This is a genomic window from Asticcacaulis sp. DW145 (assembly GCF_037101385.1).
Classification (GTDB): domain Bacteria; phylum Pseudomonadota; class Alphaproteobacteria; order Caulobacterales; family Caulobacteraceae; genus Asticcacaulis; species Asticcacaulis currens.
Window position 1 is genome coordinate 369,427 of the sequence record NZ_AP029024.1, and the last position, 17,828, is coordinate 387,254.

General features: G+C 62.6%; 13 protein-coding genes. 9 read left to right on the forward strand and 4 right to left on the reverse strand.

The annotated features are described in order from the left end of the window. Nucleotide 1 precedes the first annotated feature (1 nt). Nucleotides 2-826 (forward strand): hypothetical protein, encoded by an 825-nt coding sequence (locus tag AACH73_RS01675; protein ID WP_338735230.1) that lies wholly within the window; start codon nt 2-4, stop codon nt 824-826. Between the two features lie 88 nt (nt 827-914). Here AACH73_RS01675 and AACH73_RS01680 read toward each other — a convergent pair whose 3' ends face one another. After that, the gene (locus AACH73_RS01680; protein WP_272739997.1) at nt 915-1,259 is read right to left on the reverse strand and encodes a hypothetical protein; all 345 of its coding nucleotides are present in this window, start codon (nt 1,257-1,259) and stop codon (nt 915-917) included. A 98-nt stretch (nt 1,260-1,357) separates the two neighbouring features. Between AACH73_RS01680 and AACH73_RS01685 the strand changes: the two genes are divergently transcribed. The 8 genes from AACH73_RS01685 to hisC all read left to right on the forward strand — a co-directional run bounded on the left by AACH73_RS01685 (nt 1,358) and on the right by hisC (nt 14,416). After that, nucleotides 1,358-4,447: a hypothetical protein gene (locus AACH73_RS01685; RefSeq protein WP_338735231.1), complete on the forward strand. Its 3,090-nt coding sequence runs from the start codon at nt 1,358-1,360 to the stop codon at nt 4,445-4,447. A gap of 90 nt (nt 4,448-4,537) precedes the next feature. Further along, on the forward strand, nt 4,538-5,458 hold the full coding sequence (locus AACH73_RS01690) for a sulfite exporter TauE/SafE family protein (protein WP_272739999.1): 921 nt from the start codon (nt 4,538-4,540) through the stop codon (nt 5,456-5,458). Nucleotides 5,459-5,467: 9 nt separating this feature from the next. Next, on the forward strand, nt 5,468-6,289 hold the full coding sequence (locus AACH73_RS01695) for a TIGR02186 family protein (RefSeq protein ID WP_338735232.1): 822 nt from the start codon (nt 5,468-5,470) through the stop codon (nt 6,287-6,289). A 50-nt stretch (nt 6,290-6,339) separates the two neighbouring features. Next, entirely contained in the window at nt 6,340-9,282 is a 2,943-nt protein-coding gene (locus AACH73_RS01700) for an ATP-dependent DNA helicase (RefSeq protein WP_272740001.1), read from the forward strand. Nucleotides 9,283-9,467: 185 nt separating this feature from the next. Continuing rightward, nucleotides 9,468-11,141, forward strand: a complete 1,674-nt coding sequence (leuA, locus tag AACH73_RS01705) for a 2-isopropylmalate synthase (protein ID WP_272740002.1) — start codon at nt 9,468-9,470, stop codon at nt 11,139-11,141. A gap of 64 nt (nt 11,142-11,205) precedes the next feature. After that, nucleotides 11,206-12,255 carry a DUF2125 domain-containing protein gene (locus tag AACH73_RS01710; RefSeq protein WP_272740003.1) on the forward strand — a complete coding sequence of 350 codons (1,050 nt, stop codon included), beginning with the start codon at nt 11,206-11,208 and terminating at the stop codon, nt 12,253-12,255. 147 nt (nt 12,256-12,402) lie between these two features. Beyond that, on the forward strand, nt 12,403-13,236 hold the full coding sequence (locus AACH73_RS01715; RefSeq protein ID WP_338735233.1) for a chorismate mutase: 834 nt from the start codon (nt 12,403-12,405) through the stop codon (nt 13,234-13,236). Between the two features lie 76 nt (nt 13,237-13,312). Further along, complete coding sequence (gene hisC, locus AACH73_RS01720) at nt 13,313-14,416, forward strand: histidinol-phosphate transaminase (protein WP_338735234.1); 1,104 nt, start codon at nt 13,313-13,315, stop codon at nt 14,414-14,416. A 157-nt stretch (nt 14,417-14,573) separates the two neighbouring features. Here the strand turns inward: hisC and argF are convergent, their stop codons facing one another. From argF to AACH73_RS01735, 3 genes are all read right to left on the reverse strand, one after another. Further along, on the reverse strand, nt 14,574-15,494 hold the full coding sequence (argF, locus tag AACH73_RS01725; protein WP_272740006.1) for an ornithine carbamoyltransferase: 921 nt from the start codon (nt 15,492-15,494) through the stop codon (nt 14,574-14,576). Then, complete coding sequence (locus AACH73_RS01730) at nt 15,494-16,717, reverse strand: aspartate aminotransferase family protein (RefSeq protein ID WP_272740007.1); 1,224 nt, start codon at nt 16,715-16,717, stop codon at nt 15,494-15,496. Before AACH73_RS01730 ends, argF begins: the two co-directional genes overlap by 1 nt. A gap of 164 nt (nt 16,718-16,881) precedes the next feature. Then, on the reverse strand, nt 16,882-17,799 hold the full coding sequence (locus AACH73_RS01735; RefSeq protein ID WP_272740008.1) for a TraB/GumN family protein: 918 nt from the start codon (nt 17,797-17,799) through the stop codon (nt 16,882-16,884). Between the last annotated feature and the right edge of the window lie 29 nt (nt 17,800-17,828).

Below are 17,828 nucleotides of genomic sequence, written 5' to 3' on the forward strand. Positions count from 1 at the left end.
TATGCGCGTTAGCTTTGCAAAAACCTTTGCCGCCCTGCTTGGGCTCGGCATGATGATGACGGCCAGCGCGGCCCTGGCCGGCGCGGGCTGCAACAGCGGCTGCGCGCCGCCCCCGCCACCAAGCCCCCCGACCCATCCCGGCAAGCCTAACATGCCCTGCGGTGGCGGTTATTGCGGTGGCGGTGGTAATGTCAACGTCAATGTGAACGTGAATGCTAGCGCCAATGCTAATGCGCGCGCCTGGGGCCCCGGTGCCTTCAACGGTGCGGGCTCGGGGGCGGCCTATTATGGAGGCGGCTATGGCAACTGGTCGCAGGCTCAGGGCATTCCTTCGACCATGGGGCTGAACGTCGAAGGTGGCGAAATGCGCGCCATGGAGTCCTATCAGGCGTCGCGCAGCTCGACCCGCGTCATGATCATTGAGGCGGCGTGTATCGACGATAAGGGCGTTCCGCACCCGGCCTCTCAGGTCTTCGGCGGCAAGGACGTCGCCGGTGCCTATGCCGGTGAGGTCTATCGCTGCATAGCTGGGACTAAGATGCGTTACACGCTGCGCGACAAGGAAGGCGGCGAAGGCAAGTCCTATGACTGCCGCAAGGGCGAAGCCCTATGGCACGAAGGCGGCCAAGTGCGCTGCAAGGTGCAACTCGCTGCCCGCGACTGCAATGAACGCTCCTTGCTGCGCAAGTTCGGAGCCGGTATCAAGATACTGATGCTCACCACCACCGAAAACTATATGGCGCAACGCGAAGTCGCAAAGCAGTCCTCGGCTTTGTATTCTTCGACGATGGTGTTTGATGGCGGTGTCGGCGGATTTGTCCAATAAACGGCAGGAAAGACCAAATCGGTTGTAAACCCGGAAAAGCGACTGAAATCTTCAAAGCCCCGGTTCGTCAGAGCCGGGGCTTTTTGCATTAATATCTGGCTTGGGTTTCAGTCTTCAAGCCAAGTACGGTAAGGGCGTGGATAATCAAGAAGATGGTCACCGTCGCTGTCAGGAGCATGATGAAGCGCCACGGAATTAACCGCGGGTTTTCCTTACGCAGATCGGGCGGCTGCGCGCCCAGCCAGCCGGAAGCAACCGTCAGGGCGGCAAACAGGGTCAACAAGGTGAGGGTCAGGGGTAAGGACAGTTCCATGCCTGGCATATGGGGCCTGTTGACGATGGAAGCGCAAGAGGTGTTGCGTTTTTTTGTGGATAAGCGGTATGCAAGGGCTGGCTTCGCCAGAAAAGCGATTCGTTTCGGCGCGTCTTCCACAGAAGAATGGCGTTCTCCAAGATATTGGGGTTAACAAAAGGTTTACACCCCAGATGATGCGTATTAGCCTTTTTCGCAAAGGTTGATAGGGGATTCGGATGAGCGGCACGCCTTGGAGCGTAAAGGGCATCGACGCCAAGGCAAGGGAGGTGGCCAAGGAGCTGGCGCATCGTTCTGGCATGACGCTTGGTGAGTGGCTCAACCAGATGATTCTCAAGGGCGAAGACGTAGATGCCGCCATCCGGCGCGAGCGCCAGCGCACGGCTCGCTCAACAGCGCCGCGTACCCGTCGTGCCTCCGAGCCCGTCTATGCCGAAGATGATTTCGAGGAAGATGTCTATGAGTTGCGCGATCCCGCGCCTCAGGCGGCGCCTCCTCGTCGTCCGGCGCCCTACTCCATGGCTGCCGAGCGTCAGCGGCGCGCCCCGGTGGCGCCTGCCTATTACGATGACGGCGCCCCTGCGCAAGGTCTGGGTGGGGATATTGGCAAGGTGACGAGAGTGCTGGAAACGCTCGGCTCGCGCATCGAAAACTCCGAAATGCGTTCGGCTTCGGCGGTTCGTGGCGTATCTCAGGCGGTCGAGGCCCTGCTCAATCGTCTGGAGCGTTCAGAAAGCGCTCTGGCGGACACGGTGGCGGAAACCGAAGCGCGTATGAGCGACAAGGCGCGCGAAGTGCTCGATACCGTGGCCGACTCGCGTGAGTGGCTGGCGCGCGGCGAGGCTGACCGGTCCGCCTTGTCTGAGCGTCTGGAAACCGCTGAGCGTCTGGTCGATGCGCAGGCGGAGCGCCTTGAAGGTCTGTCCGGCCATCTGCGCGAGGAGCGCGAGCGCGTCGCCCGACTTGAAAGCGAATTGAAGGCTAATCCGCCACAGGCCGCGTTCGAAAACGTCGAAGCGGCTGTGGGACGGCTGGCCAATCAGCTTTATGAAAATGATGTCCGCTCGCGCGATGCGCTTAAGGATGTGCGCGGCGATCTGGTTGGTCTCTCCCACCGCCTGAGCCAGCTTGAATTGCGCGATCCTGATGCCGCAGCACAGGCTGCAGTCGATCGCGTCGCGACACAGTTGTCGCAGCGTCTAGAGGCGGCTGAAGCGCGCACCGCCACCGCTATGCGCGGACTGGAACGGGCCTTCATGGCGCTGGATGAGCGTCTGAACCGTGCCGAAGCGCAGGGTGATGTTACCGATCCGGACTCCGTACACTCCCTGGGTCGTCTGACGGCGGACCTTACCCGTCGCGTGGAAGAATCGCGTTATGAAGTGATTCGACTGCTCGAAGACAGCCAGCAAAAGTCCGCCGAAGACACGCTTGCCGCAGTTGAGGCGCGACTGGCGGCAGCCGAGTCCCGTCAGGCCCGCGCCATCGAAACGCTTGGGCAGGACGTCTTGAAGATTGCCGATAACCTCAACCGTAAGGTGGCGGCCGTGCAGAGGTCGGGTAATGACGCCGTTGCGCATGTGGCGGCGGATATGAAGCGTCTCAGCGATCGCGTTGATGCACGTTTTGAGGAGGCGGACACTACCCATGCCCGCGCTCTGGAGCGCCTGAGCGGCGAAATCGCGCGTATCTCCGAAAGTCTGACGCGCAAGATCGTCGAAACGGAAAAGCGCACGGCGCAGGCGCTGGAAGGCGTCGGCGAAGAGATGGATACCCGCCATCAGCGCGTCCATTCCGACATCGCTGAGCGCATCCGTCAGAGCGAGGAGCGCACCCAGAAGCTGCTCGAGGAAGCGCGCAGCAAGATCGACAGCCGTCTGGGGCAGGCCCAGACCCAGAGCCTGCTGCGCGAGGCCGAGCTCGAGGCCCCGCAGGCTCCGATTTATGCCCCGACGGAATTACAGCAAAAGCCGTTTTCGGCCTTTGAGCATGGCTTTGACGATGAGGTTGCTCAAACGCCTGTCGCGCCTGCGAAGGCCCCAGAGACGGCCATCCGAGCCGAGGTGGTGCGCGACATTACGGATTCCGACATTACCGGTCGCCTGCTGGAACCGGTGACGCAGTTCGGTGCTGACCCGTTCGAAGATGATCCCTTTACGGATCTAGTAGAGCCGGCCCGTCCCGCGGATTCCGATCCCTTTGCCGAAGCCCTGATTGCGGAGACTCTCGCTCAGGATGCCCTGACTGAAGATGATGGTCTGGCAATGCAGGCCCCGCTTAAGCCGCGTGCCGAGCGCCAGACTGCGCCGATGGTCGATCCGTTTACAGACGAGTTTGATCTTGATCCGTTTGCCGAGGTCGAAGCTTCGCGCAAGGTCGCACCGGCCACGCTGACGGACGTTCCGGCCTATGAAGACGCCACGCCGCTGTCCACGCGCGATGCACTCGCCGCGGCCCGTGCGGCGGTGCGCGCCTCGATCGAAGGTGCAGACACCAGGAAGCCACTGGGCCTGAAACTGGGTGTGTCGCGCACCCGTGACGCGCTGCCCAAGACCGAAAAAGGCAAGGGAAAGACCTTGCTTAACGCTTTCAAGGCTTCCTCTATCGCCGTTGTTGTGACGGCGGGGGCGGTCGGTGGCTACTATGCGTTCCGCGAAAAGGAAGCCCCGGCACCGCAGAAGCCGGTTCTGGCGGCGACGGCCGTTGCCTCGCCTGCGGCCAAGCCGCTGACCACGCAGGATATGGGCCGCCTCAAGGCTATGTACGATTCCGCCGCTCTGGCGCTGAAATCGAACGACCCGAAGGCGGTTGATGCCATGCGTACAGTGGCTGATTTGGGCTATCCGGCGGCGCAGTACGAGATGAGCGTCCTGTACGACGAAGGCCGTGACGGCTTGGTCGTAACGGATAAGGCGCAGGCTCGTCGTTGGGCCGAACGCGCCGCGCAGGGCGGTCATCCGTCGGCCATGTATAATTTCGGCCTGATGAACTATAATGGTCAGGGCGGCCCGGTCGATTACAATGCGGCGGCCTCCTGGCTGCGCAAATCGGCCGAATATGGCGTTCGCGACGGCCAGTTCGGTATTGGTGTCATGTACATGCAGGGCACGGCTATTCCTGAGAACGCTCCCGAAGCCTATAAGTGGTTGTCGATTGCTGCGCGCAATGGCGACCGAGAGGCCGAATCCATGCTCAAGGATCTGCGCGGGCGTCTGAAGCCTGAGCAATTGGCGGCGGCGCAAGCCGCAGCGCAGGCCTACACGCCGCTGAAACCGAAAACAGACGACACCAGCTTAGCGACGCGTTAACCCTGCGGGGCCAATAAGATATGGCCCCCTCCCATGCGGTGTGACAGACTGTTCGCCGTCGGGCAGGGTGGCTACCAAAGAGGCTGTCACGTGGAAATCTACCTGCCCATCGCCGAGATGTCGGTGAATGTCTGGCTGATGGCTGGGCTGGGGGTGATTGTGGGGTTTTTGTCGGGTCTTTTTGGCGTGGGGGGCGGTTTCCTGATGGCCCCCGTGCTGGTGGCGCTGGGCATTCCGCCTTCGATTGCCGTTGCGTCACAGGCCGGGCACGTGCTGGCCACCTCGACCTCATCGGTTCTGAGCTATGGCCGCGAGGCCAGCGTGGATTACCGCATGGGCGGGGTCATGGCGGGCGGCGGTATCGCCGGGGCGATTGCGGGCGTCGAACTCTTCCGCCTGCTGCGCCTTTTGGGGCAGGCCGACCTAATGGTGGCCATTCTCTACCTGCTGCTACTCGGCACAATCGGCGGCATGATGCTCAATGAAAGCCTGCGAGCCTTGCTGCGGGCGCGCGATGGTCTGCCTGCCGAACGCCCAAAGGTTAAACGCCCCGGCTGGCTCTACGCTCTGCCCTACAAGATGCGATTTCCCGTGTCGGGCCTCTATATTTCGGTGATCCCACCCATAGCCATTGGTTTTGTCGTTGGTCTGCTGGCGGCGTTGATGGGGGTGGGCGGCGGTTTCCTAATTGTGCCGGCCATGATCTATCTGCTACGTATGAAGGCTTCGGCGGTAGTGGGCACCAGCCTGTTTCAGATCGTCATTACGACGCTGGTTACCATGATCCTTCAGGCGGTGCGCAACCATACCGTCGATGCCGTATTGGCGTTTATCCTGCTGATCGGCGGGGTGATCGGCGGGCAACTGGGGATTCGTGCCGCAACGCGCTTTCGGGCCGAACAGATGCGGGTGGTGCTGGCCATCATCATCCTGATGGCTGGTTTGCAAATGGGCTTCACCTTGTTTGTCCCGCCGGAAGACCCTTTCATTCTTGCCCCCACCAACGGATAGGGGCGGGATATGGTCGCCGCTTCCCTGCCCCCCGACATCACCGCCCCCGCACCCCCGGTGCCCTATATCGAGACGCAACAGGCGGCTGGCGTGTCGGCCGACCTCCTGTCAACCGACCTGACTCAGAACCGTATCGAAGTCTCTTCCTCGTTTCAGGGCGCCAAGGTCATTCTCTACGGCGCCGTGTTTCAGCCCGAAGACCAGCCCTCGGACGTGGTGGTCATCATCCGCGGGCCGCAGGCCTCAATGCGCCTGATCCGTAAGGTCAAGGCCGGAGCGGTGTGGCTCAATTCGCGGCCTGTCGTGTTCGAAGGCGCGCCCGGTTATTACATGGCGGCCTCGTCACAGCCGCTTGATCGTATTACCGATTTTTCTCACCGGCGGCTTCTGGGGCTGGGGCTTGACTATATTGCCATGGACACGTCCCGCGAAAACAAGGTGGTGACCCGCTATGGCGTCAAGGACGTGGTCGTCAACGGCATAGAAGACGACTATCTCGACTGGCGGCGCGCGGTCATCCGGCTGAAATCCAAGGCCGGGCTTTATAATGACAATCCTCTGGGCGTGCGCTTTGTCGATAAGAACCTGTTTCGTGCCGAAGTGACCTTGCCCTCGGAAGCACCGATTGGCGACTATACGGCCGAGGTCTGGCTGTTCCGTGACGGTCAGCCAGTGGGCTATAGCGAGAAAAAGCTGACGGTGGAAAAGGTCGGGTTTGAGCGCTTCGTCTATACGGTCGCACACCGTCATGCCGGGCTTTATGGGCTGGCCTGCGTCTTTATGAGCATGGGCATGGGCGCGCTGGCGTCGCGCCTGTTCCGGCGGGGGTAGGGTGGCATTTAGGTCTTGGGATTGCCGCCTTTAACGACTACATTGCGCCGGTGAGTCCCGAGTTTCCCGACATCGCCGATCAGACGCCGTCCGCCGACACGGAGGCACCCCTGCGCGCGCATTTACCGCAGCAGGGCTTTGCGCTTTTGCCCTCCAGCGGGGCGTTCAGCGACGGGCACGTGTCGCGGCGCATCGGGGCCCCGGAAGCCCGCGAAGCCTGGGGGCGCGAACCCCTGCTGATCGTCAATGCACCGCTGATGCGGCAGCGCCTGTTCGGACAGCGTTCCTTCCGCGAAGCCAGGCATTTCGACCTTCTGGAACTGTTTGCCTTTGTGCGTCCGGCACGTTTTGCCGCCCCGTCCGTGGCCGGGCTGGCGCTGGCCATGGGCTATGGCGAGCCGGAAGGGGCCGAGGCGCAGGCCGCTGTCGTCTATCAGGTGGCGCTGGCGTTGGCGCGGGAGCTGTCCGACGCGCCTCTGGCCTTTCGACTGATGGCGCGCTCGTCGTTGGAGTTCATGCAGCGTCAGGGCTGGGTCTGGGCCCCGTTTGTGGACGCGGCACTCAGCCAGAAGCCGGTGCCGGAGGGCTATGTCGCGCCGCCACCGCTGGAGGTGTGGTCGCTGCTCGAAGAATGGGAGGAGCAGGCCCCTGCCGGTGACGCGCGTCAGGTCAACCTCGGCGAAGACGAGGTGCTGAGAGGCCTGAAGGACAATCTGCACCGCGCCGGTCTTCAGGAAGGCCGTCCCGAACAGCAGGCCTTTGCGCTGAAAACGCGCGAGATGTTTGCGCCGAAGTGGGCCTCAGAACAGCCCAACATGCTGCTGCTGGAGGCCGGGACGGGTACGGGCAAGACGCTCGGCTACCTGTCGCCCGCGCGGCTGTGGGCGGAAAAGGCGCAGGGGCGGGTGTGGGTTTCGACCTATACCAAGGCCCTGCAAAAGCAGATATATAATGACACCCGCGCCCTGTTCGACACTGAGGGTGAGCGCGAAAACAAGGTCGCCATCCGCAAGGGGCGCGAAAACTATCTGTGCCTGCTGAACTGGCAGGAGCGGCTGGCCCCGCTGACGCAAGGGCCGGGCGAGGCGATTGTCGCCGCTCTGGTGGCGCGCTGGATCGTCTATAGCCGCGATGGCGATATTGTCGGCGGCGACTTTCCCACCTGGCTGCCGTCGCTTCTGCCCGCAGGCTCGGCCGCGGCCATGTTCGGGGCGTTGAACCCGGCCAATCTGGTCGATCGGCGCGGCGAATGTATCTACAGCGCCTGCGCCCACTACCGCACCTGTTTCGTCGAAAAGTCGATCCGCAAGGCCAAGTCGGCGCAGATCATCATCGCCAATCACGCGCTGGTCATGGCGCAGGCGGCTTATGATGTGCGCGAGGCCGCCAAAGCCGAACAGGGCGAGGTGACGGTAGAGCCCGAAGCGCCCGGCCTGTCGCGGCTGGTCTTCGACGAAGGCCACCATGTGTTCGAAGCCGCCGACGGGGCCTTTTCGTCGGAGCTATCGGGCTTTGAGGCCTATGAGCTGCGCCGCTGGATACGCGGCAATGAGGGGCGCGGGCGGCGCTCACGCGGGCTGGAACAAAGGCTGGGCGACCTTCTGGCGACGCGCGAAGTGGCGCAAAATGCTCTGAAAGACCTGATCCGCGCCGCGCACCTGCTGCCCTCCGAAGGCTGGTCGCAGCGCCTGACCACGCGCACCCAGTCGGGGGAGATGATGGCCCCGCTTGGCCCGATCGAGACCCTGCTGGCCGCCGCCCTGAAACAGATCGAGGTGAGGGGGCAGGAAAGCGCTAGCAAGAGCCGCTATCGCCCCGAAGCCGATAATGCCGAATGTGAAGCCCATCCCTGCCTGCCCGAAGTGTCCGAGGCGGCCTCGGCGGCGGCCAAGGCGTTGCAAGCCATCGAAGCGCCGTTGCTGGCTCTGGTGCGCGCCATTGAGGACATTCTGACCGGCGAGGAAGAGATTGATCTGGCCGAACGCACGCGGCTTGATGGGGCCCTGCGTGGGCTGGAGCGGCGGGCGCGCATGACGCTGCCGGCGTGGCGCAGCCTGTTGCAGAAACTGGCCTATGCCGAAGACGAAGACCCGACGCAACCCTCACCCTATGTCGATTGGTTCGCCACCATCACGCACGGCGGACGGCTGGTCGATGTGGGGCTGCACCGCCACTTTGTCGATCCGTCCGTGCCGCTGGCTGACTATGTGCTGAAACCGGCGCACGGGGTGTTGATGGCCTCGGCCACCCTTTCAGATAAAGGTTTGGCGGACAAGGCTTTGGCGGAGCAGCCCGACGAAGACCCCTTCGCTCTGGCGCGGCAACGCACCGGCGCGGCGCACCTGTCAATGGGGGCCAAGTCGTTGCGCATCGCCTCGCCGTTTGATTACGAGGCGCAGGCGCGACTGTTCGTCGTCACCGACGTGCCGCGTGATGATCCGCGCGCCGTGGCCACCGCCATGAAGGCACTGTTTCTGGCGGCCGGGGGCGGGGGGCTTGGCCTGTTTACCGCCATTCGCCGCCTCAAGGCCGTCTATGAGCAATTGTTCCGGCCGTTGGGTGAGGCGGGGATTTCGCTCTATGCCCAGCACGTCGATCCACTGGATGTCTCTGACCTGATCAGCGTGTTTCGCTCCGAACGCCATTCGTGCCTGTTGGGGACCGATGCGGTGCGCGACGGGGTCGATGTGCCGGGTCAGGCCCTGCGCCTGATCGCCTTTGACCGCATTCCGTGGCCGCGCCCGGACGCCCTGCACAAGGCGCGGCGGGCGCATTTCGGGGCCAAACTCTATGACGACGCGCTGGTGCGCGCCAAGTTGGCGCAGGCCTTCGGGCGGCTGATCCGCCGCGCCGATGATCGGGGCGTGTTTGTGATGCTCGATTCGGCGGCCCCCACGCGGTTATTTGCGTCCTTGCCCGACGGGGTGGTTGTGCAGCGCTGTACCTTGGCCGAAGCCGTCACGGCGATTGAGGGCTTCCTGCCGAGGGAGTGAAATCTCCCTCGCCCCTCTGGGGAGAGGGTGGTCCGAAGGACCGGGTGAGGGGGAAGTAATAAGCTCGGTGTTTCGCCCCCTCACCCCAACCCTCTCCCCAATGGGGGAGAGGGGGGTTAGTCATTGACCCCCCGTCCCGCACGGCCTAAGAGTGCGCGCAAAATCGCCGTGCAGAGTAACCTGACATGATGCTCAAAAATCCCGCCAGCAAGTATCGCCCCTTCGTCTTCCCCTTCGACATGTCCGACCGGACCTGGCCGTCGAAGACCATCGAAAAGGCGCCGCGCTGGCTATCGACCGATCTGCGCGACGGCAATCAGGCGCTGGCCGATCCGATGGACGTCGAAAAGAAGATGCGCTTCTGGAAGACGCTTATGCAGATCGGCGTCAAGGAGGTCGAGGTCGGCTTCCCGTCGGCGTCGCAGATCGAATTCGACTTTGTGCGCAAGCTGATCGAGGAAGATCACGTCCCCGACGATGTGACCATTCAGGTGCTGGTGCAGGCGCGCGAAGACCTGATCCTGCGCACCTTTGAGTCGCTGAAAGGCGCCAAAAAGGCCTGTATCCACTTCTATAACGCCACCTCGCCCTTGTTCCGCCGCGTGGTGTTCGGGCTGGAAAAGTCCGATGTGCTGGCTCTGGCCGTCAAGGCGGCGCAACTGATCAAGGACTGCGCGGCGAAACAGCCAGACACCGAATGGTCGTTTGAATATTCGCCGGAAACCTTCTCGGCCACCGAGCCCGACTTTGCGGTCGAGGTGTGTGAGCGGGTGATGGATGTGTGGGACGCCTCGCCCGAAAAGCCGGTCATCCTCAACCTGCCGGCCACGGTCGAAGTGTCGTCGCCCAACATCTATGCCGATCAGATCGAATGGTTCTGCCGTCAGTTGACCCGCCGCTCGTCGGCCATCATCTCGCTGCACCCGCACAATGACCGGGGCACGGGCATTGCGGCGGCGGAGCTGGGGATTCTGGCCGGGGCCGACCGCATCGAAGGTTGCCTGTTCGGCAATGGCGAGCGCACGGGCAATGTCGATCTGGTGACGCTGGCGCTCAATCTCTATACGCAAGGGGTGAGCCCGGAGCTTGATTTTTCGGACATCCGGTCGGTGGTCAATACGGTCATCCACTGCAACAATATCCCCGTGCACCCGCGCCATCCCTATGCGGGCGAACTGGTCTTCACCGCCTTTTCCGGCTCGCATCAGGACGCCATCAAGAAGGGCTTTGCGGTGCATGAGACGCGCAATGACGGCGTGTGGGAAATGCCCTATCTGCCCATCGACCCGGCCGATCTGGGCGAAAGCTATGAGGCGGTCATCCGCGTCAACTCACAGTCGGGCAAGGGCGGCATCGCCTGGATTCTGGAGCAGGACAAGGGGCTGAAACTGCCGCGTCGCCTTCAGGTCGATTTTTCGCGCAAGGTGCAGGAAATCGCCGATGCGACGGGCAAGGAGATGCAGGCCGCCGACATCTGGCACGCCTTTGAGGACGCCTATTACCTCAAGGGCACGCCGAAATACGAGCTGGTCGAATATATAGATTCCGGGGCGCGCCGGGCGGGCGTCGATCGCCTGTTTGCCGGGCGCATCATCCATGATGGCATCGAAACCCCGGTTACCGGGCGCGGCAATGGCCTGATGGCCGCCGCCGTCGATGCGCTGAATGCCGCCTATGCGCTGGGGATCGAGGTGCTCGACTATCACGAACACGCGCTGAGCCGGGGGACGGACGCCAGGGCTGTGGCCTATGTCGAATGCCGCACCGCCGATGATCGCAAGGTGTTTGGTGTCGGTATGGATGTCGATAGCGCCACGGCCTCGGTCAAGGCTATTTTATCGGCGGCGAATGCGTTGTAGGGTGGGTTAACTACCCCTTACCCCGCCCTCTCCCCTGTTGGGGGAGGGGGGAACGGAGCCCTGAATGACCGACGTCCCCGCGCTCACGACCCCCAAAAAGACACATTCGCGGCTGGGTCTGTTCCTGCCCATCGGGTTGTTCCTGATCGCGGCGCTGCTGTGGAGCGGCTACTGGTTTTATACGGCGCACCAGATTGAAACCCGGCTGGCCGAGCAGGCGAAGACCCTGACGTCAAAAGGCTATCAGGTCGCCCACGCCCCATTTCGGGTGCAGGGCTATCCCTTCCGCATGTTTATTGAGTTAAAAGACGTGCGGCTGATCGCGCCCAACGGCAAGGGGCTGGCCGTTCCCGCGCTGGAGGCCGAGGCCTCGGCCTTCGCGCTCGACAAATGGATGTTTGTCGCCACCAAAGGCCTGACGCTCTATCGCGGCAAGGGCTCAGACCAGAGCGATCTGGGGCAGGTAGCCGTCACCGGTGACGCCCTGCGCGTCAGCGTCTCCGGCTGGACGCAACCCTTACAGACCATCGGCCTCGAAGGGCTGAACGCCACCTTCACGCCGTCGAAGCCCGAACACCCCTTCGTCCTGCAAAGCGCCCAGCGCCTCGAGGGCCGCGTGACGCCGACCAGGGACGGGGTGGATACGGTCGATTTCATCTGGCGCGCGTCGGGGGCTCAGGCCCACCCGCAAAGCCTGCTGGGGCGGCTGGGGCAGGGTCAGAATTTCGATATGGCCTTCCAGGGTCAGATGGCACAGGCCTCCAAATTCCGTGGCGATCTGAACGGCTGGCGCGAGGCCGGCGGGGCCGTGCGTCAGGTACAGGCCTCTCTGCATGTGGGGGAGCTTGAGGTGTTTGGCCGCTCTGAGGCCCTGTTGCTTGACCCCAATCTGGCGCTCAATGGGCCTTTGGGGCTGGAGGTCAAGGGCACGGGCGACCCGTTTGCCTTCCTGCTGGGGGCGGGGTTGATTTCGGCAGAATACGAACCGCTGGCGCGCGCCTTTGTCGGCACAAAAATGACGGCTGACAAGCCGGTGAAGCTCGATTTCGTCTTCCGTGAGGGCGGGGCCTATGTCGGGCCGCTGCGCGTGGCGTCAGCACCGGTTATTCGCTAGATAAGTTATCTATATTGTAAAACCCGTCATTTTGTACTGTAATTGGCAGAGCTACACTTTGGTATCTTTGGAAACCAAAGGGACGGCTGTGTATAGTTTTGAAAAGACCCCACCGGCAATGCCGTCACCGGGTCACGGAGACCGAGCTTGGCCCTCAATGCCCGCGCGCAGACCCCACCGTCACCCCTGTCGCTGACTGAATTGCGACTGCGGATTGACGCGATTGACGCCGAGCTTCTGCGTCTGGTCGATGAGCGCTCATCACTGGCGCGCGACATTGCGGCGGCCAAGGCGCGCGAAGGTGGTGACGCCAACGCCTGCCTGCTGCGCCCTGACCGCGAGGCCATGCTGCTACGCAAGCTGACGGGTAAGCCGCGCGTGGCCGCTTCGGATGCGGCCGTGGTCGCTATCTGGCGCGAACTGATCTCGGAATCGCTGCGCATTCAAGGTGAAGATCAGGGCGGTCTTCACCTTGATTTTTGGGCGGGTGACGCGTCGGGGCAACTGGTCAAATGGAGCCGCGAACGCTTCGGGGCCGCGCCCTCTGAGGCCGGTCTGGCCGAGCCGGTGCAGGTCATCGCCGCCGCCCGCGACCCCCGCCATATCGGTATCCTGAGCCTTGATCCGCGCGCCGGGGCGTGGTGGGCGCGCCTGCTGGCCGAGCCACAGGTGCGGGTCATCTGCGCCCTGCCGGAGCGCACACCGGAGCGCCCGAAGGGCTTTGCCATTGCCGCCCTGAAACCCGAACCGACGGGCGATGACGTCAGCTACTGGGTCACGGACAGCCGCCTGTCCGAAGCCGCCCTGACCGAGCTTCTGGGGCAGTGCGGGCTGGCCGCCGAATGGCTGGGCTCGACCGGCGGGATGAAGCTGTTTGGCCTGTCCGGTTTTGTGCAGGAAGACGACAGCCGCCTCGACCCCAAGGCCGAAAAGGCGCTGGGGTCGCTATCCGGCGTGATTGGAACCTCCCCGCGGATTTGATTCCTCGCATTGAACCGGCTGCCCCGTGGTGCTAACCAGCACCCAGTAAAAATTCGCACGCGCAGGAACATCCCCGATGGATACCGTTTCGCCTCCCGCTTCCCAGCCTGAACCAAAATCCGGTATCTGGGAGATTGCCGCCTATGTCGGGGGCAAGTCGAAGATTGAGGGCGTGGCCGAACCGATCAAGCTGTCGTCCAATGAAAACGCGCTGGGCAGTTCGCTGAAGGCCATCGAAGCCTTCGAAGCCGCGCGCGCCAAGCTGTTCCGCTATCCCGATGGCCATGCCGCTCCGCTGCGGGAGGCTGTGGCGGCCTATCACGGCCTTGAGCCGGACCGCCTGATCTTTGGCAATGGCTCGGACGAGGTGTTCGGTGTGCTCAATCAGGCCTGGCTGGAGGCCGGGGACAATATTGTCACTGGCGAACACGGCTTCCTCGCCTATCGTATCAGCGCCGAGGCCTGTCAGGCCGAGGTGCGTCTGGCCCCCGAACCGGCCCAGCGCGTACACATCGAGCGTCTGCTGGAGTTGGTCGATGCGCGCACCAAGATCGTCTATATCTCCAACCCGGCCAATCCGACCGGCACCTGGAACACGCCGGAAGAGATCGCCGATCTGCGCAGCCGTCTGGCCCCGCACATCCTGCTGGTCATCGACGAAGCCTATGCGGAATTTGCCGATGAGCCGACCTATCAGAGCGCCTTTGGGCTGGCGCGCAATTGCGACAACATGATCGTGACGCGCACCTTCTCGAAGATTCACGGACTGGCCGGGTTGCGCGTCGGCTTCGGCTACGCCCCGGTGCGGGTGATCGAAGCACTGGATCGCATTCGGATGCCGTTCAATATCAATCTGCCGGCGCAGTACGCCGCCGTCGCCTCTCTGGCCGATCAGGCGCATCTGGATGCCTCGCGCGCGCAGGTGTTGCAATGGCGGCCGCGCTTTTATCAGGCCGTGCGGGCGATGGGTTATCGCATCGACGTCAGTCAGGGCAACTTCGTCCTGATCCATTTTGCCGATGAAGCGCAGGCCGTGCGCGCCAATGAGCACTTGATGCGTAAGGGCTTTATCGTGCGTCATGTCGCCAATTACGGTCTGCCGCACTGCCTGCGCGTGACCATTGGCAAGGATCACGAAAACGAAGGCGTCCTCGCGGCTTTGGGTGAGTTCGCGGGCTGATACAGGAAGGCCTCCCGGTCGCAGGACAGGGAGGCCTGATGCCTTGAGTTTTTGCTTGGGAAACGGTTTGCGATGCGTGGTGTCGCATCGGATTGCGTTCTAAATTTTTGTTATCACAATATTTTTGTCGAAAACCGTTGCGCTTCGACATATCGCTCTAGCTGAAGCACCAGGCCAGCACGGCCTTCTGGGCGTGGATGCGGTTTTCCGCCTCGTCCCAGACCTGCGATTGCGGGCCGTCGATAACGCCGTCCGTCACCTCTTCACCGCGGTGGGCAGGCAGGCAGTGCAGGAACAGGGCGTCCGGTTTGGCCAGCTTCATCAGCGCCTCATTGACCTGATAGGGTTCAAAGGCTTCAAGGCGTTCCTCGTGATCGAGGTCGCCCATCGACACCCAGGTATCGGCCATCACGACATCGGCGCCACGCACGGCGGCTTCCGGGTCCTGCGTCACCGTCACACGGGCGCGCGATTCCGCCGCAAACACCATGTCGGCGTTCGACGGTTTGTACTTGGCCGGGCAGGCGATATTCAGCGTGAAGTCGAAGCGCGCCGCCGCGTGAATGAACGAGGCGCAAACATTGTTGCCGTCACCGACCCAGGCCAGGGTCTTGCCCTTGATGTCGCCGCGATGTTCTTCGATCGTCTGAAGATCGGCGAGGATCTGGCACGGGTGGCTCTTGTTGGTCAGGCCATTGATCACCGGCACGCTGGCGGCGCGCGCCAGACGCTCGACATCCTCATGGCGGTTGGCACGGATCATGATGGCATCGACCATGCGCGACAGGACCTTGGCCGTGTCTTCGATGGTCTCGCCGCGACCGAGCTGCATGTCGGTCGCCGTCGAGATGATGGCATCGCCGCCCAGTTGCCGAATGGCCGCATCGAACGAGAATCGCGTGCGCGTCGAGTTCTTTTCGAAGATCATGGCCAGTACGCGGTCCTGAGCCGGGGCATCGGCATCGACGCGCCCCTTGGGCCAGCCCAGACGCGCTTTCTTGCGCGCATGAGCGTCATCGAGGATGGCGCGCAGTTCGGCGGCACTCAGGTCGGAAATATCCAGAAAATGCTTCACCATTACGCCTTCTCCTCAACGAGCAGGGTCTCCCGCGCCGCCTGACAGGTCTTTTCGAACAGGGCCAGCGCCTCACGCGCTTCGTCGATGGTCAGGTTGAGCGGGGGCAGCAGACGGATGCAGTTGTCCGACCCTCCGGCGATCAGCAGACCGTTGTCGCGCGCCAGCCCCATCACGTCGCGGTTGGACGGTCTGACCTTGATGCCGATCAGCAGGCCCTTGCCGCGGATTTCGTCGATCACGTCCGGATAGGCGGCCTTCAGGCCCTGAAGCTGCTGACGCAGGAAGCCCGACACCTGATTGACGTGATCGAGCATTTCGGGGCTCGACAGCTCGCTATAGGCGACCAGACCGACCGCCATGGCCAGCGGATTGCCGCCGAAGGTCGAGCCGTGGCTGCCGAAGACCATGCCAGACGCCGCCTCTTTGGTGGCCAGACAGGCGCCGATGGGGAAGCCGCCTCCCAGCGCCTTGGCCGTCATCATGACATCGGGTTCGACGCCCGACCACTGGTGCGCCCACAGCTTGCCCGAACGGCCCATGCCGCACTGGATTTCGTCAAACATCAAAAGCAGGCCGTACTGATCGCACAGATCACGTAAGCCCCGCAGGCACTGTTCCGGCACCTGACGGGTGCCGCCTTCGCCCTGCACCGGCTCGACCAGAATGGCCGCTGCCGTGGGGGCGGCCGCGGCGGCTTTCAGCGCCTCATGGTCGCCGAAGGGCAGGTGGACATAGCCCGGCAGCTTCGGGCCGAACCCGGCCAGATAGGCGTCATTGCCCCCGGCATTGACCGCGCCATAGGAACGGCCGTGGAAGGCCCCGGTGAAGGTAATGATGTCGATGCGCTCAGGATGTCCCTTGGCGTCGTGATATTTACGCGCCAGCTTCAGCGCACATTCGACGGCCTCGGTGCCCGAATTGGTGAAGAAGACCTGATCGGCAAACGAATCTTCGCACAGCCGGGTCGCCAGCGTCTGCTGGTCCGGGATGCGGAAGATGTTGGACACGTGCCACAACTTTTCGGACTGAGCCTTGACCGCTTCGATCAGCTTCGGGGCGCAGTGGCCGAGGCCATTGGTCGCCACGCCCTGTACCAGGTCGATGAACACGCGCCCGTCACGGGCGTAAAGTCGCACGCCTTCGCCGCGTTCAACCTCCATGGCGGCGCGGTTGTAAACGCCGAACAGGTGATCGTCGGGGGCAGTCTCAGGCGTGGTGTTCATCTTTGTGAATCCCTTAAAAAAGAAGCATCCCCAAAGTCGTAAATGACCAGGGGGATCGGTAATTCTAAGCTTTAAGGGGCTTAGGCGCGCCTTGTGTATAAAAACGGGCCTGATGTCAACAAGAACCCCCGTGTGTGAACACACGGGGGCCAGATCATCAGTTATTATTTCGCCGACTGATAGTCGTACAGTTCGACCTTGATGCCTTCTTTTTTCAGCAGGGCCTGCACGCTGTCCGGACCGGCGAGGTGTCCGGCGCCGACGACGATCAGTTGCGTGCCGGAACCGGCCAGCACGTCCTTGATCGGCTGAACCCAGTTGCGGTTACGGTTGACCATGACCGACTCGTACATCTTCGGCGTCTTGACCTTCATTTCATCGACCAGCAGCGCCTCAAGGCCCTTGATGTCTCCGGTCTTCCATGCCGTCAGCATCTTTTCGAACGTGGCCTTGACGTTGGCGTCTTCCTTGACCGTATCGAGCAGCGCCTTCGACTCTTCCCCGAACACATCGCTGGAGATGACCTTCATCTGATCTTCCAGCGTTTCCATGCCCTTGACCGGAAGGTTCTTGGCGCGCGCCGCCGTCAGCAGGGTCTTGTCTACCCCGGCGTTCGGATCGAAGCCTTCGGTCTGCATTTGCTTCATGACCAGCATCAGGCTGGCCAGCCACGGCTTCAGCATGACCAACTGGTCGATATTGAGACCGTACTTGGCATAGGTGTCGCGGATGAGCTTCTGTTCTTCGGGCGTGTAGGGTTTCAAAAGGCTGCCCGTCGGGTCGATGCCGTATTTTTGCACCAGAGCGGCCGCCGCCGCCTGATCGTCAAGATTGGCAACCTCCAGATAGAGGGTGTCGGCACTATTGAACACCTTGTCGAAAGCGGGCGTCTTCCATTGGGTGTCGGCCTTCAGCAGGTGGAAGGAGCCATAGAGATAGATGGTGGAGTCAGCGTCCTTGATGACCCACATTTTCGGGGCGGGCGCAGCCTCTCTGGCCTGAGCCGCCCCCAGCGGCAGCAGGGCGGCGACGCAGACAAAGCCGGCCATCAAGGCACGACGGGTGTGTTTCAGATTGATCATGGGATACCCCCTTTGAAGGTGAGACAAAT

Excerpts from the sequence above, each read along its gene's own strand:
- AACH73_RS01735 (WP_272740008.1), bottom strand. The coding sequence starts at position 17,799 with ATGATCAATCTGAAACACACCCGTCGTGCCTTGATGGCCGGCTTTGTC.
- AACH73_RS01730 (WP_272740007.1), bottom strand. The coding sequence starts at position 16,717 with ATGAACACCACGCCTGAGACTGCCCCCGACGATCACCTGTTCGGCGTT.
- AACH73_RS01710 (WP_272740003.1), top strand. The coding sequence starts at position 11,206 with ATGACCGACGTCCCCGCGCTCACGACCCCCAAAAAGACACATTCGCGG.
- AACH73_RS01685 (WP_338735231.1), top strand. The coding sequence starts at position 1,358 with ATGAGCGGCACGCCTTGGAGCGTAAAGGGCATCGACGCCAAGGCAAGG.
- argF (WP_272740006.1), bottom strand. The coding sequence starts at position 15,494 with ATGGTGAAGCATTTTCTGGATATTTCCGACCTGAGTGCCGCCGAACTG.
- AACH73_RS01675 (WP_338735230.1), top strand. The coding sequence starts at position 2 with ATGCGCGTTAGCTTTGCAAAAACCTTTGCCGCCCTGCTTGGGCTCGGC.
- hisC (WP_338735234.1), top strand. The coding sequence starts at position 13,313 with ATGGATACCGTTTCGCCTCCCGCTTCCCAGCCTGAACCAAAATCCGGT.
- leuA (WP_272740002.1), top strand. The coding sequence starts at position 9,468 with ATGATGCTCAAAAATCCCGCCAGCAAGTATCGCCCCTTCGTCTTCCCC.
- AACH73_RS01695 (WP_338735232.1), top strand. The coding sequence starts at position 5,468 with ATGGTCGCCGCTTCCCTGCCCCCCGACATCACCGCCCCCGCACCCCCG.